We start from the raw sequence: 26014 nt of genomic DNA on the forward strand, positions 1-26014 counted from the left end.
ACCACACTTGTCCGCACCCGCTCCGGTTGGGCGGGACGGTTCGGAAGGAAACCGGGGAACCCCTTGAACAGCAGTAAGCACACGGAACTGGCGAACCACGCCTGGTCCGTCGCCGACCTCCTGCGCGGTGACTACAAGCAGTCCGACTACGGCAAGGTCATCCTGCCGTTCACGGTGCTGCGCCGCCTGGAATGCGTCCTGGAGCCCACCCGCGACAAGGTCGTGGAGACCGTGGCCCGCTTCGAGGGCCAGGACCTCGACACCGACCACTTCCTCCGCCGCGCCTCGGGGCACTCCTTCTACAACAAGAGCGACCTGACCCTGAAGAAGATCGCGGGCGACCCCAGGAACGCCGCGGTCCTTCTGCAGAAGTACGTGGGCGCCTTCTCGGACAACGCCCGCGAGGTCCTCGACAAATACGAGTTCGCCCAGCAGATCAAGCGGCTGGACGGCGCCGACCTGCTCTACAAGGTCATCGGGAAGTTCACCGACCTGGACCTGCACCCGAAGAACGTGCCCAACCACAACATGGGCTACATCTTCGAGGAGCTGATCCGCCGCTTCGCGGAGCAGTCCAACGAGACCGCCGGTGAGCACTTCACGCCTCGCGAGGTCATCAAGCTCATGGTGAACCTGCTGATCGAGCCGGACGGCGACGCGCTCACCATTCCGGGCGCGGTCCGCACCGTCATGGACCCGGCCTGCGGCACGGGCGGCATGCTGTCGGCGGCCGAGGAGTTCATCAGGAAGCACAACCCCGACGCCACGGTGGAGGTGTACGGGCAGGAGCTCAACCCCGAGTCCTGGGCCATCTGCCGGTCCGACCTGATGATCAAGGGCCAGGACCCGGAGCACATCGCCTTCGGCAACTCCTTCAGCGACCCCGGCCACGGCCGCGAGAAGTTCGACTTCCTCCTGGCCAACCCGCCATTCGGCGTGGAGTGGAAGAAGGTCAAGGACGAGGTCGAGTACGAGCACAAGCACCTTGGTGAGGCAGGCCGCTTCGCTGCGGGCCTGCCGCGCATCAACGACGGCTCACTCCTCTTCCTCCAGCACATGATCTCGATGATGAAGCCGGTCGACGTGAAGGGCGGCGGCGGCTCCCGCATCGCCATCGTCTTCAACGGCTCTCCGCTCTTCACCGGCGCGGCCGGCTCCGGCGAATCCGAGATTCGCCGCTGGATCCTGGAGAACGACTGGCTCGAGGGCATCGTCGCGCTCCCGGACCAGCTCTTCTACAACACCGGCATTTCCACGTACTTCTGGATCCTGACCAACAAGAAGTCCCCCGACCACAAGGGCAAGGTCATCCTGCTGGACGCGCGCGACCAGTTCCAGAAGATGCGCAAGTCGCTGGGCGACAAGCGCAAGGAATTGGGCAAGCAGCACATCAAGGACGTGACGCGCCTCTACGGCGAGGCGATCCAGGTCGCGGCGGACCCCGAGCACCCTCAGCACTCCAAGGTCAAGGTCTTCGACAATTCGGCCTTCGGCTACCAGCGCATCACGGTCGAGCGCCCGCTGAAGCTCCGTTTCGAGGTCACGGAGGAGACGCTGGCGGCTCTGGCAGCGGCGAAGCCGGTCCAGAAGCTGCCGGACGCGGAGTCGTTCGTGGCGGCTGTGCGTACGCTGCTGGGCTCGACATGGTCGAAGAAGTCCGACGCGCTGGTGGCCTTGAAGGACGCGGTGGTAGCGGCGGGCCTGCTGTGGCCGACGGGCGCCCCCTTTGCGAAGGCGCTGCGGGACGCGGTGGGCGTCCGGGATTCCGAGGGCGAGGTGCAGCTCGTCAAGGGTGAGCCGGAGCCGGAGCCGGACGCGGAGCTGCGGGACTACGAGAACGTGCCGTTGGGCGAGGACGTCGAGGAGTACCTGAAGCGCGAGGTGCTGCCGCACGTGCCGGACGCGTGGATCGACCACACGAAGACGAAGATCGGCTACGAGATCCCGTTCACGCGGCACTTTTACGTATACGAGCCGCCAAGGCCGCTGGCGGAGATCGACGCGGAGTTGAAGGCGCTGGAGGCGGAGATTCAGGAGCTGCTGGGGGAGGTGACGGAATGAGCGAGGTACTGGGCATCGGGCTGCCGAGTGGTTGGGCAGCAGCACCGCTGAAGCACGTGACTAGTGTGCTCAACCGTGGTTCGGGGCCTAACTACGTCGACGATGGTCCGGTTCGCGCCATCAGTCAGGCTGCGAACCAAGCCGGTGGTCTTGACTGGTCACGCACGCGGTTCCATGACTTCGCGGGCGATCCGTTGTCGCTTAAGGGGGCTCTCCATCCCGGAGACGTGCTGATTAATTCCACGGGAACCGGAACGCTTGGCCGGGTTGGTTATTTCACTGGTGCGCCGGATGAGATTCCCTGCATGGCCGACAGTCACGTCACGGTAGCGCGCGCTGAGGCTAACCAACTGGATTCGCGGTTCGTTTACTACTGGCTTAGTTCAATGCCGTTCTATCATTACATCTACGCGGCCCTCGTAGTTGGCGCGACAAATCAGATCGAGCTCAACAGGGACCGGCTGGGTGATGCACCCGTTCCGCTGCCCCCGCTTGAGGAGCAGCGCCGCATCGCTGACTTCCTCGACGCCGAAACCTCCCGGATCGACAGGATCGTTTTCGCGAAGGAGAAGGCCTCGGCGAGTATCGATGAGCGGCGAGTGTCTCTCATCAGTCAGCTTTGCCTGCGTGGGTTGGGGGGTGAATATTCGCTGCGCGACAGTGGGGTCGGCCCGCTCGGCCCCGTTCCGGAGCATTGGACCGTCACGCGTAACAAGAACTTCCTGCGCGAGATCGTGGATCTGTCAGAAGGTGGAGAAGAAGAGCTCCTCACGGTGTCTCACCTCACAGGTGTGACCCCTCGAAGCGAGAAGAACGTTTTCATGTTCAAGGCCGAGTCCATGGTCGGCTACAAGATCTGCCGCCCCGGCGACCTGGTCATCAACACGCTCTGGGCTTGGATGGGTGCGCTTGGAGTGTCCAGCCACGAAGGCATTGTGAGTCCGGCGTATGGGGTATATCGCTTTACGTCGCAGGACATGGTTCCTGAGTACTTTGACCTTTTGTATCGAACGCCTGAGTATGTCTGCGAGATGACTCGCTATTCGAAGGGTGTCTGGACATCTCGTCTTCGCTTGTACCCGGAATCCTTTCTGGCTCTCAGTGCACCAGTGCCGCCGCGGGATGAGCAGGCGGAAATCGTCCGAACCGTTGAGCGTGAGGTTCAGCCGGGTGCCAGGTTGCAGAACGCCATCCGGCGTTCTAATGCACTTCTTACCGAGCGACGCCAAGCCCTTATCGCCGCCGCCGTAACCGGCCAGTTCGACGTCTCCACTGCCAGCGGACGCAACGTCACGGAGGGAATCACCGCATGAGCAACGGCCCCGTCCACCGCGAGTCCGCCTTCGGCGACGCCATAGTCACCGCCATGACCACGCGCGGCTGGCGCGAGGCCAGCCCCGCCGGCTATCAGCCCGACCTCGGTCTGGACACCCAGGAACTGTTCGAGTTCCTCGGGAAGACCCAGGCCGAGGAGTGGCACGGGCTCCGCACCGTCTACGGCGACGCGGACGAGGCCCAGCGTGGCTTCGCTCGGCGCCTGGACCAGGCGATCGCCACCGACGGGCTGCTCCACGTCCTCCGGAACGGCGTGAAGGACCGCGGCGTACGCCTCCGCGTCGCCTACTTCAAGCCAAACCTCGTCCCGGACGACTCCGTCCTCGACGGCTACCGGGCCAACCGCCTCACCGTCGTCCGCGAGCTCCCGTACGCCACCAAGCAGCGCGACTGGCACAACCGCCTCGACCTGACCCTCTTCCTCAACGGCATCCCCATCGCCACCGCCGAGCTGAAGAACCCCCTCACCGGTCAGGGCGTCGAGCACGCCATGGACCAGTACCGGACCGACCGCGATCCCACCGAACTGATCTTCACTCGCCGGGTCATCGCCAACTTCGCCGTCGACCCGGATTTGGTCTTCGTCACGACCACCCTCAAGGGCAAGAACACCCGTTTCCTGCCCTTCAACACCGGATCCGAGGGCCCCGGCCGCCCCGGTGGCGCCGGGAACCCCGCGCCCACCGCCTTCGGCCAGTACGCGACCTCCTACCTCTGGGAGCAGGTCTGGCAGCGGGACAACTGGCTGGATCTCCTCCAGCGGTTCGTGCACCAGCACAAGACGAAGACGCCCGGCGGCGGCACCACCCGCACCACGATCTTCCCCCGCTACCACCAGTGGGACGTGGTCAAGAAGCTGACCGCCCACGCCGCCACCCACGGCGCCGGGCACAACTACCTGGTCATGGCCTCCGCCGGATCGGGCAAGTCCAACACCATCGGCTGGCTCGCTCACCGCCTCTCCGACCTGCACGCCGACAACGACCCCCGCGCCCTTGACACCGAGGCCCTGGCGGCCGGCTTCGTCAAGCCCGGCGCACCGGTGTTCGACAAGGTCATCGTCATCACCGACCGCCGGAACCTGGACGCCCAGCTCCGCGAGACGGTCGGCGGGTTCTCACAGACCGACGGCCTGGTCGTGAAGATCGACGAGAAACACGGCGCGAAGAGCGAACAGCTCGCCCGCGCGCTCTCCCGTGACACCGGCAAGATCGTCACCGTCACCCTGCACTCGTTCCCCGCGCTGCTCGACTACATGAAGCGCCACCCGACGGAGCTCAGCGGCACGACCTTCGCGATCATCCTGGACGAGGCGCACTCCTCCCAGTCCGGCGACGCTGCCACCGCCGTACGCGCCGCTCTCCGCGAACTCGGCCTCGACTCCGACTCCGAGGAAGCGGGCGCCACCAGCGTCACCGTCACGGACAAGCTCAAGAAGAAGGCCCTGGAGCGCTCCCGGGCCGCGAACCTTTCCTACTTCGCCTTCACCGCCACCCCCAAGGCCAAGACCCTGGAACTCTTCGGGACCCCGGATACGGTGGACGGCAAGGAGGCGTACCGCCCCTTCCACACGTACTCGATGCGTCAGGCCATCGAGGAAGGCTTCATCCTCGACCCCCTGCGCAACTACGTCACGTACAACACGTACTGGAAGCTGGTGAACCAGAACCGCGACGAGGTCGAGGTAGACCCCTCCAAGGCGAACTCCCTCCTCGCCCGGTTCGCGCTCACCCACGACTCCACGGTCTCCCAGCACGCCCAGGTGGTCGTGGAGCACTTCGTCACCCACACCCGCGGCCGCCTCGGCGGCCGGGCCAAGGCCATGGTCGTGACGGCCTCCCGGCAGTCCGCCGTCCAGATGGCCCGCGCGATCAAGAGCTACATCAAGGACCGGGACTACGACACCAGGTATCCCGACCTGGGAGTCCTTGTCGCCTTCTCCGGCTCGCTCACCGTCGACGGCGAGGAGACCACCGAGCCGAAGGAGAACGGCGGCCTGTCCGAGAGCGCGCTGCCCAAGGCGTTCGCGTACACCCGAGCCGACGACAAGGCCGTCCAGGCCGGCGCGAAGGGCCAGCCGGAGTACCGGATCCTGGTGGTCGCAGAGAAGTACCAGACCGGCTTCGACCAGCCCTTGTTGACGACCATGTACGTCAACAAGACGCTGACGGGCATCGCAGCCGTCCAGACCCTCTCCCGCCTCAACCGGACCGCCGACCGCAAGTCCCAGGCCGACCTTGCCGTCCTGGACTTCGTCAACGATGCCGAGGACATCAAGGACTCGTTCCGGCCGTACTTCGAGGAGGCGAACACCCTCCCTTCCGACCCGAACCTCCTCTACACGGCCCAGAGTCGGGTCATGTCCGCGCCGATCGTCTCGGAAGCGGAGATGGACGAGTTCGCCGCCGCGTACTTCGGCGCGAAGGAGAAGGCCGCCGGATCACAGGCCGCGTGGGAGAAGCTGCACGCCGAGCTGTACCGCCGGCTCTCCCCGGCCGTGGCCCGGTACGAGGCCCTGCGCGACAACGACGAGGACGACGAAGCGGTCCAGACCGCGGAGGACTTCCGCGCCGACCTCAACGACTACGTCCGCAAGTACGGCTTCCTCGCCCAGATCGTTCCCTACCACGACCCCGACCTGGAGCGGCTGTACCTCTACGGCCGCTACCTCCTCACCCGGCTGCGCGGCAAGGCCGACGGGGGAGTGGACATCGGCGAGGTCGACCTCAGCCACCTGCGGGTGGAGAAGACCGGCGAGCACGACGTCTCGCTGTCCCCCGAGGGGGCGGCGACGATGCCGGGCTTCGGAGACGGCACGGGCGGCGCCAAGGACGCCGAGAAGTCGCTGCTGTCCGAGCTGATCGAGAAGTTCAACGCCAAGTTCGGCACGGACTTCACCGAACAGGACGTCATCCGTCCCTTCGAGGAGGCGAAGGCCGACCCCAAGGTCAGGAAGGCGGCGGTCGCCAACGACGACGTCGACAACTTCGGGAAGGTCTTCGACAAGGTCTTCGCCGACAAGATGGCCGACCACATCGACTCCATCGCCGGTCTCGGCCGCCAGTACTTCGGCTCCGACCGGAACTTCAAATCCAGTCTCGACCGCAGCGCCCGGCGCGCCGCTTGGCGGATGATCCGCCGCGAGGAGGGCGTGGAAGACGCTGCGTAGTTCTTGTCGGTACCTGCTGAGTCCTGTGCACCTCATCGGTGCACAGGACCGATGAGGACAGGCGATGTCACGACGCACAGACGTTTCTCGGCCAGATCTGACAGACCTTCCCCATCTCCCTGGACGGAAGATCAGCACCCCACCAGACTGGTCCTGACATGTCGGGCCGGCCGACACCACCTGGGGTACCACGTCGGCGACAGCAATACGACGGGGCGGGGGCACGGTGCCGCAGCAGGTGATCGCCGGGCGTTACGAACTCCTGGAGGAGCTCAGCCACGGCGGCATGGGCGATGTCTGGCGCGGCTATGACGCCGTCCTGGACCGGCCGGTCGCCGTGAAGCTCATCCGGGCCCAGGCCGTCACCTCGCCGCAGATGGCGGACGAGCTGGCCAAGCGGTTCCGGCGTGAGGCCCGGATCACGGCCCGGATCCAGCACCCTGGTGTGCCGCAGGTCTACGACGCGGTCCTGGACGACACCCATGACCACCTGTTCCTGGTCATGGAGCTGGTGGAGGGCGTCCCGCTGTCCGCCTACGTGGACCCGGCCCGGCCGCTGCCGGTGAGCTGGGCCGTGGCCGTGGCGGCGCAGGTGGCCACCGTCCTGTCGCACGCCCACGAGGTCCCCGTGATCCACCGGGACCTGAAGCCGGGGAACGTCCTCGTCGCCCACGACGGGACCGTGAAGGTCCTGGACTTCGGCATCGCGGCGATCCTGCGCACCGACGCGACCAAACTGACCGCCACTGGTAGCCCGATCGGGACGTCCCAGTACATGGCGCCCGAGCAGGTGCGGGGCGGGCGCGTCACCCCGCGGACGGACCTGTACGCGCTAGGGTGCGTCCTCCACGAACTGCTCGCCGGGCGGGCACTGTTCCAGGCGGACAGTGAGCTGGCGCTCATGTACCAGCACGTTACCAAGGACCCCACCCCGCTCAGACGGCTGCGCCCCAACGTGCCGGCCGCGCTGGAGGAACTCGTTCTGCACCTGCTCCGCAAAGCCCCCGAGGCGCGGCCCGTCGACGTCCAGGAGGTGTACGAGCGGCTCCGGCCCTTCTTGCCGAAGGCCGGCCAAGAGCCGGTGCCGGGCGAGACCGGCCCGGCCGGAGCCCCGGACCCGACAGGGCTGTTCCGCGACCCGTACGCGCCCCGCTCCCGGCCCCGGCCGGCGGTCACCCCGGCGCCTTCGGGAGAGTCGGCGCCCGCGCCCCTCCCCGTACCGGACGAACTCCGCGCGGACATCAAGGAGGCGTACGCGCACTCCGACGCCCTTCTCGAAGAGGAGCGGTTCGCGCAGGCCGCCGAGGTGCTGAGCGAGGTCATTGAACCGGCCGCCCGCGCCCTCGGCACCGAGAACCGGCAGGTGCTGGAGCTGCGGACCCAGCGGGCGGCGATTCGGTTGCTCGGCGGGGACTACCGGGCCGCACTGCCCGAGTTCACCGCGCTGGCCGACGCGTACGGCCGTATCGCCGGACTCGCCAGCGAGCGGGCCCGCGCCTGCCGGGCCCAGGCCGCCCGCTGCCGTGCCGAACTCGGCCAGGTGACGGAGGCGCTGTCGGCGCTGGAATCGGTGCTGGCTGTCGTCCGATCCGTGGACAGCGACGTCAGCGAGGAAGCCATCGAGCTGCGCCGTGACATCGGCATGCTGCTGCTCGCCCAGGGCCGCGCCGCCGACGCCCTCGTAGTCCTGGAACCGCTGCACGCCGACCTGAACGTCGTCTACGGGCCCACGGACGAGCTGACGGGCGAGGTCGCCGAGGCGCTGGCACTGATACGGCTGGATCCCGGCGGTCAGGAATCCTGAGCCCCCGACTGGGGTCTCGTGCACATCGCTGTGAGCGGCGAGGCCGTCGGCCTGCCGTGGGGAGGGAAAACCATGAAGGCGGAATCGGGCACCGAGCGCGCGACGAAGGTCGCCACTCAGGTGCGCCAGGTCGGCAACGCGCTGAAGAAGGTCTACGAGAGCCTGCTCGACGTCAGCGACCTGGCGCAGTACTCGGGTCAGGACTACGAGAACCGGTTGCTGTCCCGGGCGCTGACCGCGCAGGCCGTACGGATGGTCACCGGCTTCAGCCCCGAGGACGCGGCGGCCACCGTCATCGACGGACACGCCGACCAGGGCATCGACGCGATCGCCGTGGTCGAGGGCGCCGACCCGCACGTCTACCTCGTCCAGGGCAAGTGGAGCCCGGAGGGAAGGGCGGGCGCGGACCGCAAGGCGGTGCTCGAACTGCTCGACGGACTGCGCCTCATCGATTACGAGGAGTACGCGCCGTTCAACCCACGTGGCCGGCAGCTGGCCGAGTACGCCAAGTCCGTCATGAACAGAGGACCGGTGCCGGTCACTCAGGTCGTCGTCCTCATGCGCTCGGACCCGCCGGGCGAGGGCTTCACACAGGCCATCGCCAATGGGGAGAAGCAGTTCAACCAGTACGGTGAGGTGCTCGACCACAAAGTCATCCTGGCGCCCGAGATCTGGCGGTCGGTGCGGGACGACCAGGCCCCCGAACCGGTCGTACTCACCGCCGAACTGTTCCCCTGGTTCGGCATGGGGTCGGACGAGCTCTACGAGTCCTACCAGGGGGTGGTCGATGCCGAACAGGTGGCGGAGTGGGCCCGGAAGGGACCGGACCTCTTCAACCTGAACATCCGCAACCCCCTCGGCCGTACCTCCATCAACAACGCCTTGATGACGACGCTCACCGAGGAACCGGCGCACTTCTGGTACTTCAACAACGGCATCACGGTGCTGTGCGACGCGGTGGACAAGGCCGAACAGTCGACCCTGAGTCCCCATCGCAAGCCGATCAGGCTGACGCTGCACAACGCCAGCGTCGTCAACGGAGCCCAGACGGTTCGGGCCGTCGCCGACGCCCTCGCCCAGGACGCCGCCGCAGCCGAGGCCCGTATCAACGTGCGGATCATCGCGACGAACCGCGCCGCCCACTTCGCCAAGGAGACCACCAAGGCGACGAACCGGCAGAACAGCGTCGAGGCACGCGACTTCATCGCCCTCGACCCGGTCCAGGCCGCGATCATGGACGAGATGCGCGCCGAACTGGACCTGGAGTACGGCGTCAGGCGCAGCGAGCTGGACCCGCCGGAGGAGTCGGGCTGCTCGGTCGTGGAAGCCGCCTGCGCTCTCGCCTGCGCCCATGCCGACAGCCAGTACGCGGCCCGGATCGCCCTCTCGCTGGACCCCCTGTGGGAGCGGGGCAGTCAGGGTGTCTACGACGTCCTGTTCCGGCCCCAGCCGGGCGTCTACCTCCTGTGGAACGCGGTCCAGGTGCTCCGCCAGGTGCGCCGGAGCCTCCTCGACATCCGCAAGCGCTACCAGGGCCGCGGCGCGGCCCTCACGGAACACGGGACGTACTTCCTCACCCATCTGGTGTTCCGGCTGCTCGACACCGAGGCCATCGGCGAACCCGACCCCGAGCTGACCTGGGCCGAGGAAGCCACGAAGCGGACGAAGGACCTGCTGGAGCGGCTGGTGCCGATGACCATGGCAGCCATCGACGAACTGTTCACCGAACGCTCGCAGGTCCGCGCGGTCTGCTCCGATGTCGGTCGGAGCCGGGATCTCGCCGACCATGTGCTCGCTCGCATGGCCAAGGCGGACGGCGACATCGTCACCCCGGACACGTACCGGCGCGTCAATCCCCAGCGGAAGCGCCGACGGCCCAACGCGGTCCACGTCCTGGTGGACAAGAAGATCTTCGACGACGGCGAGCCCCTTGTTCTCTCCGCAGGCTACCCGCTGGAGGCGGAGGCGCTGCGGGACTGGCTCGCCCAGGATGAACGACGGGCACGAGCGACCTGGGTGAACCACCGCACCAAGCCGATCCTGTGGGCCGCCGACGGCAGGCAGTACTCCCCGTCCGGTCTGATCACCCGGATGTGGGAGCTCGCCGAGTGGGCGGAACGCCCCGTCGCCAACCAGGGCACGGCCCGGTGGTCCACCACGTCCGGGGAGACGCTCGCCGAGGTGGCCTGGCGTGTGCTCGGCGCCCTGGAAGAGCCGGACGAGACCGACGAGTAGGACCACCGGGAGAGACACTCCGCCATGCCCCGCCTCGCCTTCGACATCGCCTTCTGCGCCCAGCTCCCCAAACTCCAGGGCACGGTCCGCAAAGGAGTCTTCGACGCCTGGGAGAAATTCGAACGGCTCACCCTGGGGCAGCTGTTCAAGGATCCCGGCCTGAAGCTGGAATCCCTCAAGAACGCCCGGGACCCGCACATCCGGACGATCCGGATCGACCGCGGCACACGGGGGGTCGTGCTGGCACCCGACAGCGGGGACACGTACGTCCTGCTGCGGGTGCTGCCGCACGACGAGGCGAACGCGTGGGCCGTCAAGCAGAAGGCGAGCATCAACACGGTCAGCCGGGCCGTCGAGATCCGCGACATCGCCGTCCTGGAGGAGCTCACCCCGGCGTACGAGCGGACCGCCCCGGCCCCCGAGCAGCGGCTCTTCGCCAGGTTCTCGGACGGAGATCTCGCGGCCCTCGGCATCGACGGCACGACGCTGCGACAGGCCCGGGTCCTGACCACTTCGGAGCAGCTGGAGGCCTTCGCCCCGTTCTTCCCCCAGGACCAGCGGGAGGTGCTGGAGTACCTCGCCGCCGGGTTCACCGTGGAGGACGTGTGGCGCGAGGTGGTAGCGGTCAACCTGGCCGCCGCGGACAGCGCCGGGCCCGTGAACCCCTCCGACTACGACACCGCCATCCGGCACACGCGTACGCGCATCGCCCTGGTCACGGGGCCGGACGAGCTCCGAGAGATCCTAGAAAAACCCTTCGCCGCGTGGCGCGTCTTCCTACACCCGTCCCAGTACAAGGTGGCTTACCGGCCCTCCTACTCCGGCCCGGCGCAGGTCACCGGAGGCCCCGGAACGGGTAAGACGGTTGTCGCCCTGCACCGCGTGCGTCACCTGCTCGGTCATCTGCGCGACGGCGACCGCATCCTCCTCACCACCTACACCAACGCCCTGGTGGCCGCCCTGCGCGCCGGCCTCGCCGAACTCGTCGACGACGAGGCGCTCCGGGACCGGGTGGACATCATGACCGTCGACGCGTTCGCCGGACGGGTGCTGGCCACGTCACGCCGGCCCCTGCGTGCCGACGAGGAGTCGGCCCGCTGGCAGCAGGCCGCCCGGACCGCGGGCTTCACCGGGAGCCCGCAGTTTCTCGCCCAGGAGTACAAGCACGTCGTCCTCGCCCAGAACCTGCGCACCTACGAGGAGTACGAGACCGCCGAGCGTAAGGGGCGCGGCAGCGCGTTGCCGGCGACGGCCCGGCGGCCGGTGTGGCGCGCCGTCGAGGAGTTCACCGCCCGGCTGGCCTCCGACGGGCTGCGGACCTATCTAGGGACCTGCGCGGAGGCCGCGGACCTGCTGGAGCGGACCGGGCCGTGCTGTCGGCACGTCGTCGTCGACGAGGCCCAGGACCTGCACCCCGCCCAGTGGCGCCTCCTGCGCGCTGCCGCCCCGGCACGCCCGGACGATCTGTTCATCGCGGGCGACCCGCACCAGCGGATCTACGACAGCAAGGTCTCTCTGAAGACGGTCGGGATCAGGGTCGCCGGGCGGTCGACGAAGATGCGCAAGAACTACCGCTCCACGCACGAGATCCTGAGCTGGTCCACCGCGCTCCTCGTCGGACGCCCGTTCACCGAGCTCGAGGACGACGGCCGCCACGAAACCCTGCTCGGCTACCGCTCGGCCCTGCACGGGAGTGGCCCCGAGACCCATGCGGCCGCCTCGCACGACGTGGAGCTGACGGCGCTCGTCGCGCGCGTGCGTGGTTGGCTGGACGACGGCATTACCCCCGGTGACATCGGCGTGAGTGCACGCTTCAACCGGACCTGCGACCAGGTGACGGAGCGCCTGTCGGCGGCCGGCATCCCCGCTCGGCGACTGCGGGCGGACCGCCCGTCGACGGCGGACGCCGTGAACGTCGGCACCATGCACTCCTTCAAGGGCCTGGAGTACCGCTGCGTCGCGGTGGTCGGCGTCCATGACGGCGCCGTTCCCTATCCCAAGGCGGTGACGCCAGTGGACGTCGACCGACTCCAGCACGAGGCCGACCTGTTGGCGGAACGCTGCCTGCTGTTCGTCGCCTGCACTCGGGCCCGTGACGGCTTGTACGTGTCCTGGACGGGGGATCCGAGCCCTTTCCTGCTCACGACCGGGATGTGAGCGGCGACGAATTGGCCTGGTCCCGTAACGACCGAGCACGGAGTCACGACAAGACGAGGAGGAGAAATGGGCGAGCTCGCGGACCGCGTAGCGCGACTGGAACGTGATGTCACGGAGGCCCAAGAGGCGTTGCGAGTCGTCGCGAAGATCGACGAGGAGATCGAGAACGCCCTGGAAGAGATTGAGGGTGTGACCGAAGCACTCCTCAATCTCTCAGGGGAACTCGACGGAGAGATCGCCGATCACAACTATCCGGCCGTCGAGCGATGTGCCTATGACCTATGGGATCTCGTCGACAGTGAACAGGTGCGGCGGGCGGTCGACACAGTCGCGTTGTTGACCGCGGTACGCGACGGGCATCCTCTCCCCGCGGCGTCGGTGGACGGGCTGATGGACGGGCTGAAGGACGTCGAGGCATCGCACCCCACCCTTACTCAAGGGGCACTCGACCAAGAGTTTCAGGCGGCGATAGATCGGGCTCAGAGCGCCTGGAAAGATATTTACGACGACGGATCATGGGACAGCGAGGACGAGCGGAACGACCATCTTGCGGACCATATGCACGAGGCGAGGCAAGAGGCGACCTCCGACCGTGCGGCACGGGCGGGCCGCTTTCTGATGGAGCTCTGTGATTACCTCGCGGAGACGGTGTGGCCGGAGGTCACGCGTGCCCTTCGTCGAGCGGACATCGAAACAGTAGCCCGGGCCCTGAAGGAGGCCTCCCTGGCGGGGGAGACGGCTCCGGCGGTGTACAAGCTCTACGAGACCAATCTGTCGGTGCAGTACGAGTCCTCGCCGTACTCGCTGGGGGCCGCGGGCGAACAGTTGATGGCCTTCGAGTCATGGCTGGGGACAGAGGGCAGGGGCTGAAACAGCTGCCCGAATTCGCGATCGCGTTTCGCATGGTCAGGCGGTCAGACCTTGATCACTGTGACGCGTCCACCGCACAGGGCGATGAGGTCCTCGGGGTCGGAGGTGAGGATCGTGACCGGTCCGGGTGCGGCGAGGGCGGTGGCGGCGAGCATGGCGTCGATGGCGTACTTGTGGCCGTGCAGGCCGGCGTCGGCGAGGAGTGCGGCGGCGTGTCGGGCGATCGGTTCGGTGATCGGTTCGACGACGAGGCGGGAGAGTGTCCACTCCAGGGCCGGGCGGTTGATGCGGGGGTGGACCACCTCGACGAGGGTGGCCGCCGAGGTGATCACGCGCAGGTCATCGGCGCGGGCCAGGGCGAGCCAGGCGGTGACCGTGCGGTCGCGCAGGACGGCCTTGGCCAGTCCTTCGCTGTCGAGGACGAGGGTGCCGCCGGGGACCGCAGGGGAGCGGGTCACGCTGCGCTCGCCCCACGCTGGTTCTGCTCGCGCCGGGCCTCGGCGAGCTGGTCGCGCAGGGACTGGATCTCGTCGTCAGTGACGGGACCGTGCTCGGCCTCGGCGACGGTGATGAGTTCGTTGAGGTTGTCGCGTTCGATCTGGCGGGCGACGGCGGCGGCCACGTAGGCAGAAAGACCGGAGGGGCCGCTGCGGGCCTTGGCGGCTTCGGCGATGTCGCGCGGCATGGTGATCGAGTACTTTCCGGTGGGCTCGCTCATGCTACTTATCCTACCCTTCATCCTCCTGATGGGGCTCTCTTCGCTGGCACTGGAACCGCAGGCGGCACGTTGACCTGAAGAGAGGCGGTGGACGCCATGCGGAGTTCGGCAGGCCAGGTACGAAATGCACCCGGACGGCATGGGCCGAGGGTGGTGATGAAGCCCCGGCGGGGGACGGCGGTCGGCGATGGGATGGATGTCAGGGCTCTGGCCGACGAGCTCGGGGCCTCGTTGGTCCGGGCAGTCAGGGAAGCCGCCGCTGACGACTTCGGCCGGGTGAGGAGCGGGCGCGGTGCGACCACCATCAGCTGGTACGCCTTCGCGCTCGAATACCTGGAGGTGCGCTGGGGGCAGGTTTCGGCGAAGACCCGGAGTGAGACCAACGACGCCCTGTGCTCCCTCACCATGGCGATGTTCCGAAGGACGCGAGGACGGCCGGATGACGAGCTGCTGCGGCGGGCGCTGCGGAACTGGGCGTTCGTGATCCCCCGGCCCGATGCGCGCACCGCGCCCACGGAGGTGCGGCTCGCTCTGGACTGGGTCGCCCGGGCTTCGCGCCCCCTGGACGACCTTCTGGACCCGGTCGTGATGCGCTGCGTGCTGCAGGCTCTCCGGCTGAAGCGGGACGGCACGGTCGCGGCTGCCGAAACACAGCGACGCAAGCGCACGACGCTCGTGAACTCGGTGCGGTACGCGATCGAACTGGGACGGCTCCGCGCCGATCCCCTGGCCCACGTCAGCTGGCGCATCACCGAGACCGTCCAACAGGTCGATCCCCGTGTCGTCGTCAACCCTACGCAGGCGCGGAGCCTACTCTGCGCGGTCTCCTACATAGGCGGCTACGAGCGGGCGCGAGGGCGAAGGCTGGTCGGCCTCTTCGCCGGGATGTACTACGCGGGACTGCGGCCGGCCGAAGCCGTGGCCGTCACCCTGCCCGACTGCGACCTGCCCGCGACAGGGTGGGGTACCGCGGTCCTGCACGCCACCCGCCCCTCCGTCGGCAAGAAGTGGACCGACAGCGGACGGAACCACGACCTCCGCGGCCTGAAGAGCCGCCCACCGAGCGACACGCGTGTCGTGCCGCTTCCGCCCGAACTCGTCCGCCTGTGGAGGCAGAGCGTCGACACCTTCGGTACCGCGGACGGCGGTCGGCTGTTCTTCAACGAGAAGGGCGGCATCGTGGGCTCCAGCACGTACGACCGCGCCTGGCACGAGGCCCGCGAACTCGCCCTCCTGCCGGACCTGGTGGCGTCTCCCCTCGCCGTCCGCCCCTACGACCTGCGGCACTCGGCCCTGTCCACCTGGCTGAATGCCGGCGTAGACCCCACCGAGGTCGCCGAACGCGCCGGCAACAGCGTCGAGGTCCTCATGACCCGGTACGCGAAATGCCTCTACGGCCGTCAAGCCCTCGCCAACAGGCGCATCGACGCGCTTCTGGACGAATACGGGTGAGTGGCCGCCAACCTCCTCGCAGGCCACCATTGGCCCACGGTGATCTCATGCCCCGCACGTTCCCAGGTGCGCTGATGCCAGGGTGGGTCCGCGTCGTATCGAGGCAAACGACCAGGTCGGAGAGGTGAGACGCGAAGTGCAACGGCCCCACGTTCCGTACGTGGTGCCCGCCCTGGCGGGAAAGTCGCAGCTCACGGGGCATGAGATGGGGTTCTTCACCCCCTCCGAAGCTTTTCGTCCCGCGCATGTCCCGCGATGCCGATCGTGTGGGATCGGGCATACGGGACACTGTGCGTCCGGCGCCGTGAAGATCCAGGTCAGGGCGACGTCACGCGGAGCAGGAGCGGCAAGGTAGGCCGTTGCTGTTTCAGTCCCATGCGAAGAGGGCCTGACCGGCGTTTCCGCTGGTCAGGCCCTCTTTCCGGAAGTGCCCCCGGCAGGATTCGAACCTGCGCACACGGCTCCGGAGGCCGTTGCTCTATCCCCTGAGCTACGGGGGCGTCCGCCGCGTTCGGCGGCGACGGGTAGAACCCTACCAGCTCGCTGAGGGTGCCTGTGAACAGGTATTTCCGTGGCGTCACCAAGGGGCCGTTCCCTCGCACGGGTCAGAAGTGGGCAAAAGCCGGACGCGGCCCCTTCCGCCGACCTACTCTCGACGTGTGTCGGGCATGTCCGGGCGGGTGCTGGTTGTCGATGACAACCGGGTGATCCGCCAGCTGATCAGGGTCAATCTCGAACTCGAGGGGTTCGAGGTGGTGACCGCGGCCGATGGTGCCGAGTGTCTGGATGTCGTGCATGACGTCTGTCCTGATGTCGTCACCCTCGACGTCGTCATGCCCCGGCTGGACGGGTTGAAGACCGCCGCGCGTCTGCGGTCCGACCCGCGGACCAGCCATCTGCCGGTGGCGCTCATCAGCGCCTGCACCGAGTACGAGACGGACGGCGGCGGCGTCTCCGGGGTCGACGCGTTCCTCGCCAAGCCCTTCGAGCCGGCCGAGCTCGTCCGCGTCGTGCGTCAGCTCATGCACCGCGAACGGCGCGGGCGTCGGGACGGCGCGGCCGGGCAGGACGCCGGCGAGGAGCCGTCCGCAGGCGACGGCAGACACCGCGGCGGACATGACGGTGGCGGACGCGACGGCAGGAGCACGGACACTCGCGGGGCCGGCGCGGCCGGTAGCACCACCGGCGGTGGGCTTCCGCGTCGAGAGCCCTAGTCCAGAGTCCTGGTTCAGAGTCCTGGACCAGAGTCCTGGACCAGAGCCCTGGGCCAGGGCCGACGTCGTCCCACCGCCCGCGCTCCCCAACCTCACTTCCTCGTCTCCGTAGCCATAGCCCTCGCCGAGGCCGTCGCACCCATGTCCGGCCCCTCGCCCGGAGCCGAGGCCGTCTCACCCCCGCCCGGCTTCCACCCCACCCCACCCCACCCCCGCGCCCGGAGGCGAGGCCGGGCCAGCGCCCACATGCCGAAACCGGTTCGCGTTCGTACCCCCCTCCTCCCCTAGGCTTGGTCCCGTGACCCCCGCGGACCTCTCCCTCACCGTGCTGCACGCCGTGCGCCGTGCGGTCGACGAGGGTGCGCTGCTGGTCGACGTGCCCGCGCGGGTCAGGGTCGAGCGGCCTCGTGGCGGGGGTGTCGGGGACTACGCGAGCAGTGTCGCGCTCGGGCTGGCGCGGCCGGCCGGGCGGTCGGCGCTCGATGTCGCCGCGATCCTCCGGGAGCGGCTGCGCGACAGCCCCGGGATCCGGGCCGTCGACATCACCGGGCCCGGTTTCCTCAACTTCACCCTGGACGGCGACAGCGACCGCCGGGTGGTTGCGGACGTGCTCGCCGCCGGGGCCCGTTACGGCTACTCCGACGCCCTGGCCTCCACCCGCGTCCGGCTGTTTCCCGCCGACGAGCCCCGCGCCGCGCTCCTCGTCGAGACGGTGGTGCGGTTGCTGCGCGCGCAGGGGGCCGACGCGGCGGTCGCCGCCGGTCCCGGCGCCGAGCGGCTTGCGGTCGTGCCCGCGCCCGCGGACTTCCGTCCCGATGCGCTCGGGGACGACGCCGCTCGCTGGGCGCTGCTCCGGCCCGCCGCGCACGACCACGTGCTGCCGGGCGCGCCGCTGCTGGTCCAGCACGAGCGCAATGCGCTCTTCCGGGTGCGGTACGCCCACGCCCGGGTGCGCCGGCTGCTGCACAACGCCGCCCGGCTCGGGTTCACGCCCGCCTGCGCGGAGCACGTCGACGCGCCGCTGCTCCTCTCTCTTCTCGGCGACCACCCCGCCGTCCTTCTCTCCGCAGCGCGCCTGCGCGCCCCCGATCGGGTCGCCCGGCAGCTGGAGGCCGTCGCCGACGCGCTCCTCGCGTTCCAGCACACCGTTCTGCCCCTCGGCGACGAGAAACCCTCGGCCGCCCACCGTTCCCGGCTCGCGCTCGCCGAAGCCGCCGGGACGGTGCTCGCCGGTGGCCTCACCCTGCTCGGCATCAGCGCTCCCGACCAGATCTGAAAGACGCAGACCATGAGCCGTTCCGCACACCCCGCCGGGCCCCGTCACGCCGACGTCCTTCCCGAGGGGCACTACTCCGCCCCGCCGGCCGACCTCAACCGTCTCGACCCCAAGGTCTGGGCGCGGACCGTGCGCCGTGACGAGAACGGGGTCGTGACCGTCGGCGGGATGCCCGTCACCGAGCTGCGCGAGCGGTTCGGCACGCCCGCCTACTTCCTCGACGAGGACGACTTCCGCTCCCGCTGCCGTGCCTGGGCGGAGGCCTTCGGCCGGGACGCCGACGTCTTCTACGCGGGGAAGGCGTTCCTGTCGCGGGCCGTCGTCCGGTGGCTCGCGGAGGAGGGGCTGAACCTCGACGTCTGTTCGGGCGGCGAGCTCTCCACCGCACTGTCCGCCGGGATGCCGGCCGAGCGCATCGCCTTCCACGGGAACAACAAGTCCACCGAGGAGATCCGCCGGGCCGTCGAGGCCGGTGTCGGACGGATCGTGCTCGACTCCTTCCAGGAGATCGTCCGGGTCGCCCACATCGCCCAGTCGCTCGGGAAGCGGCAGCGGGTGCAGATCCGGGTGACCGTCGGCGTCGAGGCGCACACGCACGAGTTCATCGCCACCGCCCACGAGGACCAGAAGTTCGGCATCGCCCTCGCCGGCGGGCAGGCCGCCGAGGCCGTGCGGCGGGCGCTCTCCCTGGACGGGCTCGAGCTGATCGGGATCCACTCCCACATCGGCTCGCAGATCTTCGACATGGCCGGCTTCGAGGTGTCCGCGCGGCGCGTCGTGCAGCTGCTCGCCGAGGTGCGGGACGAGCACGGCGTCGAGCTGCCCGAGATCGACCTGGGCGGCGGGCTCGGGATCGCGTACACCAGTGAGGACGACCCCCGCGAGCCGCATCACATCGCCAAGGCCCTCACCGAGATCGTGACGCGGGAGTGCGAGGCCGCCGGGCTGCGGACGCCGCGGATCTCGGTCGAGCCCGGGCGCGCCATCGTCGGCCCCACCGCCTTCACGCTGTACGAGGTGGGGACGATCAAGCCGCTGGAGGGGCTGCGCACGTACGTCTCCGTCGACGGCGGCATGTCGGACAACATCCGCACCGCCCTCTACGACGCCGAGTACAGCGTCGCGCTGGTCTCCCGCACGAGTGACGCGGAGCCCATGCTGTCCCGTGTCGTCGGCAAGCACTGCGAGAGCGGCGACATCATCGTGCGCGACGCGTTCCTGCCCGCCGACGTGGCGCCCGGCGACCTGATCGCCGTGCCGGCCACCGGGGCGTACTGCCGCTCCATGGCGAGCAACTACAACCACGCCCTGCGTCCGCCCGTCGTGGCCGTGCGGGACGGCGAGGCGCGGGTCATCGTGCGGCGCGAGACGGAGGAAGATCTCCTGCGTCTCGACGTCGGGTGACGAAATAGTCGAGTGGTGCAATAGTCGAGTGATGGAATTCATGTCTCACGATCCGGACTCAAGGCGGAATCGGACGTCCGGTGAGTGAGACTGGTTCCCATCGTGGGGAAAGCGGAGCCTCTCCGCCCCCGAGACCGTGGAAGAGCGACCGTAGAGCCACGTGGTCTACGAGGTCGAGTCGTGCGAGAGACGAGGTCGGATGATGCGTACGCGTCCGCTGAAGGTGGCGCTGCTGGGCTGTGGAGTGGTCGGCTCAGAGGTGGCGCGCATCATGACGACGCACGCCGACGACCTCGCCGCGCGCATCGGCGCCCCGGTCGAGCTCGCCGGCGTCGCGGTCCGCCGCCCCGACAGGGCCCGCGGGGGAGTCCCGGCCGAGCTGATCACCACCGACGCGACCGCCCTCGTCAAACGCGGGGACATCGACGTCGTCGTCGAGGTCATCGGCGGCATCGAGCCGGCCCGCGGCCTCATCACCACCGCCTTCGAGCACGGCGCCTCCGTCGTCTCCGCGAACAAGGCGCTGCTCGCCCAGGACGGCGCGAGCCTGTACGCCGCCGCGCAGGAGCACGGGCAGGACCTCTACTACGAGGCCGCGGTGGCCGGCGCCATCCCGCTCATCCGGCCGCTGCGCGAGTCGCTCGCCGGCGACAAGATCAACCGTGTGATGGGCATCGTCAACGGCACGACGAACTTCATCCTCGACAAGATGGACTCCACCGGCGCCGGCTACCAGGAGGCCCTGGACGAGGCGACCGCGCTGGGCTACGCCGAGGCCGACCCGACCGCCGACGTCGAGGGCTTCGACGCCGCCGCCAAGGCCGCCATCCTGGCCGGGATCGCCTTCCACACCCGCGTGCGCCTCGACGACGTGTACCGCGAGGGCATGACCGAGGTGACCGCCGCCGACTTCGCCTCGGCCCGCCAGATGGGCTGCACCATCAAACTGCTCGCCATCTGTGAGCGGGCCGCGGACGGCGAGTCCGTCACCGCGCGGGTGCACCCGGCGATGATCCCGCTCACCCACCCGCTCGCCTCCGTCCGCGAGGCCTACAACGCGGTCTTCGTCGAGGCGGAGGCCGCCGGGCGGCTCATGTTCTACGGCCCCGGGGCGGGCGGCGCGCCGACCGCCTCGGCCGTCCTCGGCGACCTGGTCGCCGTGTGCCGCAACAAGCTCAACGAGGCCAGGGGCCCCGGCGAGTCCGCGTACACCCAGCTGCCCGTGAGCCCCATGGGCGACGTGGTGACGCGGTACCACATCAGCCTCGACGTGGCCGACAAGCCGGGCGTCCTCGCCCAGGTCGCGACGGTCTTCGCCGAGCACGGCGTATCCATCGATACGGTGCGCCAGCAGGGCAAGGACGGCGAGGCCTCCCTCGTCGTCGTCACCCACCGCGCGCCCGACGCCGCCCTCTCCGGGACCGTCGAGGCGCTGCGCAAGCTCGACACCGTGCGCGGTGTCGCCAGCATCATGCGTGTTGAAGGGGAGTAAAGGACCCATGACCAGCAAGGGCACCCACCAGTGGCGCGGCATCATCGAGGAGTATCGGGACCGGCTTCCGGTCACGGACACGACCCCGGTCGTCACTCTTCGTGAGGGCGGCACGCCGCTCGTCCCCGCTCAGGTCCTCTCCGAGCGCACGGGCTGCGAGGTGCACCTCAAGGTCGAGGGCGCCAACCCCACCGGCTCCTTCAAGGACCGGGGCATGACCATGGCCATCTCGAAGGCCAAGGAGGAGGGCGCGCAGGCCGTCATCTGCGCCTCCACCGGCAACACCTCGGCGTCGGCCGCCGCCTACGCGGTGCGCGCCGGGATGGTCTCCGCCGTCCTCGTGCCCCAGGGCAAGATCGCGCTCGGCAAGATGGGCCAGGCCCTCGTGCACGGCGCGAAGATCCTCCAGGTCGACGGCAACTTCGACGACTGCCTGACGCTGGCCCGCGGACTCTCCGAGAACTACCCGGTGGCGCTGGTCAATTCGGTGAACCCGGTCCGCATCGAGGGTCAGAAGACCGCCGCGTTCGAGATCGTGGACATGCTGGGCAACGCCCCCGACATCCACGTCCTCCCGGTCGGCAACGCCGGCAACATCACGGCCTACTGGAAGGGCTACACGGAGTACGCCGCCGACGGCGTCGCCGCCCGCACCCCGCGCATGTGGGGCTTCCAGGCCTCCGGCTCCGCGCCGCTCGTGCGCGGCGAGGTCGTGAAGGACCCGTCGACGATCGCCACCGCGATCCGGATCGGCAACCCGGCCTCCTGGGACTACGCCATCGCCGCGCGCGACGAGTCCGGCGGCTTCATCGACGAGGTGACGGACCGTGAGATCCTGCAGGCCTACCGCCTGTTGGCCGCTCAGGAAGGCGTCTTCGTCGAGCCGGCCTCGGCCGCCTCGGTCGCCGGTCTGCTGAAGGCCGCCGCGCAGGGCAAGGTCGACCCGGGCCAGACCATCGTCTGCACGGTCACCGGCAACGGCCTCAAGGACCCCGACTGGGCCGTCGCGGGTGCCCCGCAGCCGGTCACCGTCCCGGTCGACGCCGCGGCCGCCGCCGAGCGGCTCGGCCTGGCCTGAAATCAGTGCCCGGGTTCCCGGCCGGGTGCGGAACCCGATCAGGAACCTACATCGGCGCACAGGTTGGCGCGCGACACGCATCGTGCGCCTCCTGTGCGCCCTATGTCGCCACAGAACCTTCCTTCGATAGGCTGTAGCGAACCCGCCCACCCGCATATGCGCGGTGTCCTTGCCGTCGTCGCCCGTGAGGCGCGAACGGCCCCCGGGTTCCCCGTACTTCCTTCGAACCACCCCGCAAGTCAAGGAGAGTCATCGAGCGATGGCCGGTCCCGCGTTCCGCGCCGCCGCCGTAAGGGTGCGCGTTCCCGCCACCAGCGCCAACCTCGGCCCGGGCTTCGACGCCTTCGGCCTGTCGCTGGGGCTCTACGACGACGTCGTCGTCCGGGTCGCCGACTCCGGGCTGAACATCGACATCGCCGGAGAGGGCGCCGACAACCTCCCGCGCGACGAGAGCCACCTGCTCGTCCGCTCGATGCGCACGGCCTTCGACCTGCTCGGCGGGCAGCCGCGCGGCCTCGAGGTCGTCTGCGCCAACCGCATCCCGCACGGCCGCGGCCTCGGCTCCTCCTCCGCCGCCATCTGCGCCGGCATCGTCGCCGCGCGCGCCGTGACCATAGGCGGGGACGCCCGGCTCGACGAGGCGGCCCTGCTGGAGCTCGCCACCGAGATCGAGGGTCACCCCGACAACGTCGCCGCCTGTCTGCTCGGCGGCTTCACCCTCGCCTGGACCGAGGCCGGTGCCGCGCGGGCCATCAGGATGGATCCCTCCGATTCCATCGTTCCGGTGGTTTTCGTGCCCGGGAAGCCCGTCCTGACGGAGACCGCCCGCGGCCTGCTCCCGCGCAACGTCCCGCATGTGGACGCCGCGGCCAACGCCGGCCGCGCCGCCCTGCTCGTCGAGGCCCTGACGCGACGCCCCGAACTGCTGCTCGCGGCCACCGAGGACCGGCTGCACCAGGAGTACCGGGCCCCCGCGATGCCGGAGAGCATCGGCCTCGTGAACCGGCTGCGGTCGGACGGCGTGCCCGCGGTCATCTCCGGAGCGGGCCCCACGGTGCTCGCGCTCGCGGAGCCGGGGCAGGCCGACAAGGTCGCCCTTCTGGCGGGCGAGGGCTGGGCCGCGAACCGGCTCGACCTCGACGAGTCGGGCGCGAGCGTCCTGCCGCTCGCACCCTGACGGGGCCTCCCGCACGGTCCCTCCGAGCCGGGGACCGTGCGGACACGAGATTGCCGGTGACGGAGAGGGGGAATGTTTGTTGGAGCCGGTAGTGTTAACCTCAAGTCTGCACCCGACGTCTTTTGGCGCGGTGCTGAGTGTCCCCTTCCGGGACCACACATTCTTCCGGGAGCCTCCTCCACTGCCTGAGCAGCCTGCCTGAGCAGTTTCGAGCACGCTCCGGAACCGGCACGACACCCCTCGCTCTTCTTCTTGGTGAGGGCCGAGCAGGGGGCGCTCGGGCCGGACCCACAGCATTTCTCTCTCCGCCGTACCCGGCGGGACCACCGCCCCGACACGGTCCACCAAGCAGGGCCGCTGCCGGACAGCACAACCGGTCGCCGAGCCAGATGGCCGACGTCCGCTCCAGGGAAGGACCCTTCGTGAGCGACACCACCGATCTGATGGGCGTGACTGCCGACAACAGTGTCGACAACGCCGCGCCCGCCGAAGGTGCTGCCACTGGCACCACCGCACGGCGCCGCCGCTCCGGCACCGGCCTCGAGGGCATGGTCCTGGCCGAGCTGCAGCAGGTCGCGTCCGGCCTCGGCATCAGGGGCACCGCGCGTATGCGCAAGAGCCAGCTGATCGAGGTCATCAAGGAGGCGCAGGCCGGCGGCTCCGCCGCGCCCGCCGCCAAGTCCGGCGACACCGCCGAGACCAAGCCGAAGCGCCGCGCCACGTCGAAGGCGCGTACGGCCGACACCGCTGCCGAGGCCGCGCCGAAGGCCGAGAAGGCCGAGCCGGTGGCCCAGCAGCAGATCGAGATCCCCGGTCAGCCGGCCTCCGACGACGCCCCCGCGGGTGAGCGCCGCCGTCGGCGTGCCACCGCCCCCGCCGGTTCGCCGGAGGGCGTCGAGCCCAAGGCCGAGGCCGCGCAGGCCGTCAAGACCGAGGCCCGTACCGAGGCCCGGACCGACACGCAGGCCGACGCCAAGGCCGAGGGCGCCGTCGACACCGCCGAGGGCCGCGGCCGCCGTGACCGCGGCGAGCGGGGCGAGCGCGGTGACCGCCGCGACCGCCGTGACCGTCAGCGCGACCGCGGCAAGGGCGACGAGCAGCAGGGCGGCGGCCAGGGCGGCCAGCGCAAGGAGCGCCAGGGTCAGGGTCAGGGCCAGGGCGCCCAGGGCCAGCAGGGCGGCCCGCAGGCCGGCCCGCAGGACGACGACGACTTCGAGGGCGGGCGCCGCGGACGTCGCGGGCGCTACCGCGACCGGCGTGGGCGTCGTGGGCGTGACGACTTCGCGGCCGGCGAGCCGCAGGTCTCCGACGACGACGTGCTGATCCCCGTCGCGGGCATCCTCGACATCCTGGACAACTACGCGTTCATCCGGACCTCCGGCTACCTGCCCGGCCCGAACGACGTCTACGTCTCGCTCGCCCAGGTCCGCAAGAGCGGTCTGCGCAAGGGTGACCACGTCACCGGTGCCGTGCGCCAGCCGAAGGAGGGCGAGCGCCGCGAGAAGTTCAACGCGCTGGTGCGCCTCGACTCGGTCAACGGCATGGCGCCGGAGTCCGGCCGCGGCCGCCCCGAGTTCAACAAGCTCACCCCGCTGTACCCGCAGGACCGCCTCCGTCTGGAGACCGACCCGGGCGTGCTGACCACGCGGATCATCGACCTCGTGTCGCCGATCGGCAAGGGCCAGCGCGGTCTGATCGTGGCCCCGCCGAAGACCGGCAAGACCATGATCATGCAGGCGATCGCCAACGCGATCACCCACAACAACCCCGAGTGCCACCTGATGGTCGTCCTGGTCGACGAGCGGCCGGAAGAGGTCACCGACATGCAGCGGTCGGTCAAGGGCGAGGTCATCTCCTCGACCTTCGACCGCCCGGCCGAGGACCACACCACGGTCGCCGAGCTGGCCATCGAGCGCGCCAAGCGTCTCGTGGAGCTGGGTCACGACGTGGTCGTCCTGCTCGACTCCATCACCCGCCTGGGCCGCGCGTACAACCTCGCGGCGCCCGCCTCCGGCCGCATCCTGTCCGGTGGTGTCGACTCGACCGCGCTGTACCCGCCGAAGCGCTTCTTCGGTGCCGCGCGCAACATCGAGGACGGCGGCTCGCTGACCATCCTGGCCACCGCGCTGGTCGACACCGGCTCGCGCATGGACGAGGTGATCTTCGAGGAGTTCAAGGGCACCGGCAACATGGAGCTCAAGCTCGACCGGAAGCTCGCCGACAAGCGCATCTTCCCGGCCGTCGACGTCGACGCCTCGGGCACGCGCAAGGAGGAGATCCTGCTCGGCAGCGACGAGCTCTCCATCACCTGGAAGCTGCGTCGGGTGCTGCACGCGCTCGACCAGCAGCAGGCGATCGAGCTGCTGCTCGACAAGCTCAAGCAGACGAAGTCGAACGCCGAGTTCCTGCTGCAGATCCAGAAGACGACGCCCGGCGGCAGCAACGACTGACGCCGAGACGTCCGTCACAGCGCGAGACACGGATGCTGACCTTGTGACCTCGCCGTGACCTGCGCAAACGACTGCGCCCCCCGTGCCCGGCACGGGGGGCGCAGTCGTGTTCCGGGCCGTCG

Annotated in this window: 17 protein-coding genes and 1 tRNA gene; 15 read left to right on the forward strand and 3 right to left on the reverse strand. The window is 69.4% G+C overall.

The window, feature by feature from the left end; translation table 11 throughout:
• The first annotated feature begins 63 nt into the window (after positions 1–63).
• The 7 genes from ACGF1Z_RS24015 (at position 64) to ACGF1Z_RS24045 (ending at position 13631) form a co-directional block, all read left to right on the forward strand.
• Complete coding sequence (locus ACGF1Z_RS24015; protein WP_393007209.1) at positions 64–2061, forward strand: N-6 DNA methylase; 1998 nt, start codon at positions 64–66, stop codon at positions 2059–2061.
• Complete coding sequence (locus ACGF1Z_RS24020) at positions 2058–3374, forward strand: restriction endonuclease subunit S (RefSeq protein WP_393007211.1); 1317 nt, start codon at positions 2058–2060, stop codon at positions 3372–3374. The genes ACGF1Z_RS24015 and ACGF1Z_RS24020 overlap by 4 nt, the downstream gene beginning before the upstream one ends.
• Positions 3371–6565: a type I restriction endonuclease subunit R gene (locus ACGF1Z_RS24025; protein ID WP_393007213.1), complete on the forward strand. Its 3195-nt coding sequence runs from the start codon at positions 3371–3373 to the stop codon at positions 6563–6565. The genes ACGF1Z_RS24020 and ACGF1Z_RS24025 overlap by 4 nt, the downstream gene beginning before the upstream one ends.
• Positions 6566–6791: 226 nt before the next feature.
• Positions 6792–8369 carry a protein kinase gene (locus ACGF1Z_RS24030; protein WP_393007215.1) on the forward strand — a complete coding sequence of 526 codons (1578 nt, stop codon included), beginning with the start codon at positions 6792–6794 and terminating at the stop codon, positions 8367–8369.
• A 72-nt stretch (positions 8370–8441) separates the two neighbouring features.
• Positions 8442–10604, forward strand: coding sequence for an AIPR family protein (locus ACGF1Z_RS24035; RefSeq protein ID WP_393007217.1), 2163 nt, complete (start codon positions 8442–8444; stop codon positions 10602–10604).
• A gap of 24 nt (positions 10605–10628) precedes the next feature.
• Complete coding sequence (locus ACGF1Z_RS24040) at positions 10629–12761, forward strand: UvrD-helicase domain-containing protein (protein ID WP_393007219.1); 2133 nt, start codon at positions 10629–10631, stop codon at positions 12759–12761.
• A 66-nt stretch (positions 12762–12827) separates the two neighbouring features.
• Positions 12828–13631 carry a hypothetical protein gene (locus ACGF1Z_RS24045; RefSeq protein ID WP_393007221.1) on the forward strand — a complete coding sequence of 268 codons (804 nt, stop codon included), beginning with the start codon at positions 12828–12830 and terminating at the stop codon, positions 13629–13631.
• Positions 13632–13675: 44 nt separating this feature from the next.
• On the opposite strand, the gene ACGF1Z_RS24050 is transcribed toward ACGF1Z_RS24045, so the two are convergent.
• Together ACGF1Z_RS24050 and ACGF1Z_RS24055 are read right to left on the reverse strand one after the other, a co-directional pair.
• Positions 13676–14089: a PIN domain-containing protein gene (locus tag ACGF1Z_RS24050; RefSeq protein WP_393007223.1), complete on the reverse strand. Its 414-nt coding sequence runs from the start codon at positions 14087–14089 to the stop codon at positions 13676–13678.
• Complete coding sequence (locus tag ACGF1Z_RS24055) at positions 14086–14349, reverse strand: CopG family transcriptional regulator (RefSeq protein WP_142229897.1); 264 nt, start codon at positions 14347–14349, stop codon at positions 14086–14088. The genes ACGF1Z_RS24050 and ACGF1Z_RS24055 overlap by 4 nt, the downstream gene beginning before the upstream one ends.
• A 192-nt stretch (positions 14350–14541) precedes the next feature.
• On the opposite strand from ACGF1Z_RS24055, the gene ACGF1Z_RS24060 reads away from it, so the two are divergent.
• Positions 14542–15801, forward strand: coding sequence for a tyrosine-type recombinase/integrase (locus ACGF1Z_RS24060; RefSeq protein WP_393007225.1), 1260 nt, complete (start codon positions 14542–14544; stop codon positions 15799–15801).
• Positions 15802–16229: 428 nt separating this feature from the next.
• Here the strand turns inward: ACGF1Z_RS24060 and ACGF1Z_RS24065 are convergent.
• Positions 16230–16301: transfer RNA gene (locus ACGF1Z_RS24065), tRNA-Arg, on the reverse strand.
• A 159-nt stretch (positions 16302–16460) separates the two neighbouring features.
• On the opposite strand from ACGF1Z_RS24065, the gene ACGF1Z_RS24070 reads away from it, so the two are divergent.
• The 7 genes from ACGF1Z_RS24070 (at position 16461) to rho (ending at position 25892) form a co-directional block, all read left to right on the forward strand.
• Positions 16461–17015, forward strand: a complete 555-nt coding sequence (locus ACGF1Z_RS24070; protein WP_393007227.1) for a response regulator — start codon at positions 16461–16463, stop codon at positions 17013–17015.
• 298 nt (positions 17016–17313) lie between these two features.
• Entirely contained in the window at positions 17314–18291 is a 978-nt protein-coding gene (gene nrtL / locus ACGF1Z_RS24075; RefSeq protein ID WP_393007229.1) for an ArgS-related anticodon-binding protein NrtL, read from the forward strand.
• Positions 18292–18303: 12 nt separating this feature from the next.
• Positions 18304–19695: a diaminopimelate decarboxylase gene (gene lysA / locus ACGF1Z_RS24080; protein WP_393007231.1), complete on the forward strand. Its 1392-nt coding sequence runs from the start codon at positions 18304–18306 to the stop codon at positions 19693–19695.
• A 199-nt stretch (positions 19696–19894) separates the two neighbouring features.
• Positions 19895–21187, forward strand: a complete 1293-nt coding sequence (locus ACGF1Z_RS24085; RefSeq protein ID WP_393007233.1) for a homoserine dehydrogenase — start codon at positions 19895–19897, stop codon at positions 21185–21187.
• 7 nt (positions 21188–21194) lie between these two features.
• The gene (gene thrC, locus ACGF1Z_RS24090; RefSeq protein WP_393007235.1) at positions 21195–22265 is read left to right on the forward strand and encodes a threonine synthase; all 1071 of its coding nucleotides are present in this window, start codon (positions 21195–21197) and stop codon (positions 22263–22265) included.
• A gap of 259 nt (positions 22266–22524) precedes the next feature.
• Positions 22525–23442, forward strand: a complete 918-nt coding sequence (gene thrB / locus ACGF1Z_RS24095) for a homoserine kinase (RefSeq protein ID WP_393007237.1) — start codon at positions 22525–22527, stop codon at positions 23440–23442.
• A gap of 422 nt (positions 23443–23864) precedes the next feature.
• Positions 23865–25892 (forward strand): transcription termination factor Rho, encoded by a 2028-nt coding sequence (gene rho, locus ACGF1Z_RS24100; protein WP_393007239.1) that lies wholly within the window; start codon positions 23865–23867, stop codon positions 25890–25892.
• The last annotated feature ends 122 nt before the right edge of the window (positions 25893–26014 follow it).

This window comes from Streptomyces sp. NPDC048018 (genome assembly GCF_043202995.1).
Lineage (GTDB): Bacteria > Actinomycetota > Actinomycetes > Streptomycetales > Streptomycetaceae > Streptomyces.

Excerpts from the sequence above, each read along its gene's own strand:
- ACGF1Z_RS24020 (WP_393007211.1), top strand. The coding sequence starts at position 2,058 with ATGAGCGAGGTACTGGGCATCGGGCTGCCGAGTGGTTGGGCAGCAGCA.
- ACGF1Z_RS24025 (WP_393007213.1), top strand. The coding sequence starts at position 3,371 with ATGAGCAACGGCCCCGTCCACCGCGAGTCCGCCTTCGGCGACGCCATA.
- ACGF1Z_RS24035 (WP_393007217.1), top strand. The coding sequence starts at position 8,442 with ATGAAGGCGGAATCGGGCACCGAGCGCGCGACGAAGGTCGCCACTCAG.
- ACGF1Z_RS24040 (WP_393007219.1), top strand. The coding sequence starts at position 10,629 with ATGCCCCGCCTCGCCTTCGACATCGCCTTCTGCGCCCAGCTCCCCAAA.
- ACGF1Z_RS24045 (WP_393007221.1), top strand. The coding sequence starts at position 12,828 with ATGGGCGAGCTCGCGGACCGCGTAGCGCGACTGGAACGTGATGTCACG.
- ACGF1Z_RS24055 (WP_142229897.1), bottom strand. The coding sequence starts at position 14,349 with ATGAGCGAGCCCACCGGAAAGTACTCGATCACCATGCCGCGCGACATC.
- ACGF1Z_RS24060 (WP_393007225.1), top strand. The coding sequence starts at position 14,542 with ATGGATGTCAGGGCTCTGGCCGACGAGCTCGGGGCCTCGTTGGTCCGG.
- lysA (WP_393007231.1), top strand. The coding sequence starts at position 18,304 with ATGAGCCGTTCCGCACACCCCGCCGGGCCCCGTCACGCCGACGTCCTT.
- ACGF1Z_RS24085 (WP_393007233.1), top strand. The coding sequence starts at position 19,895 with ATGATGCGTACGCGTCCGCTGAAGGTGGCGCTGCTGGGCTGTGGAGTG.
- thrC (WP_393007235.1), top strand. The coding sequence starts at position 21,195 with ATGACCAGCAAGGGCACCCACCAGTGGCGCGGCATCATCGAGGAGTAT.
- thrB (WP_393007237.1), top strand. The coding sequence starts at position 22,525 with ATGGCCGGTCCCGCGTTCCGCGCCGCCGCCGTAAGGGTGCGCGTTCCC.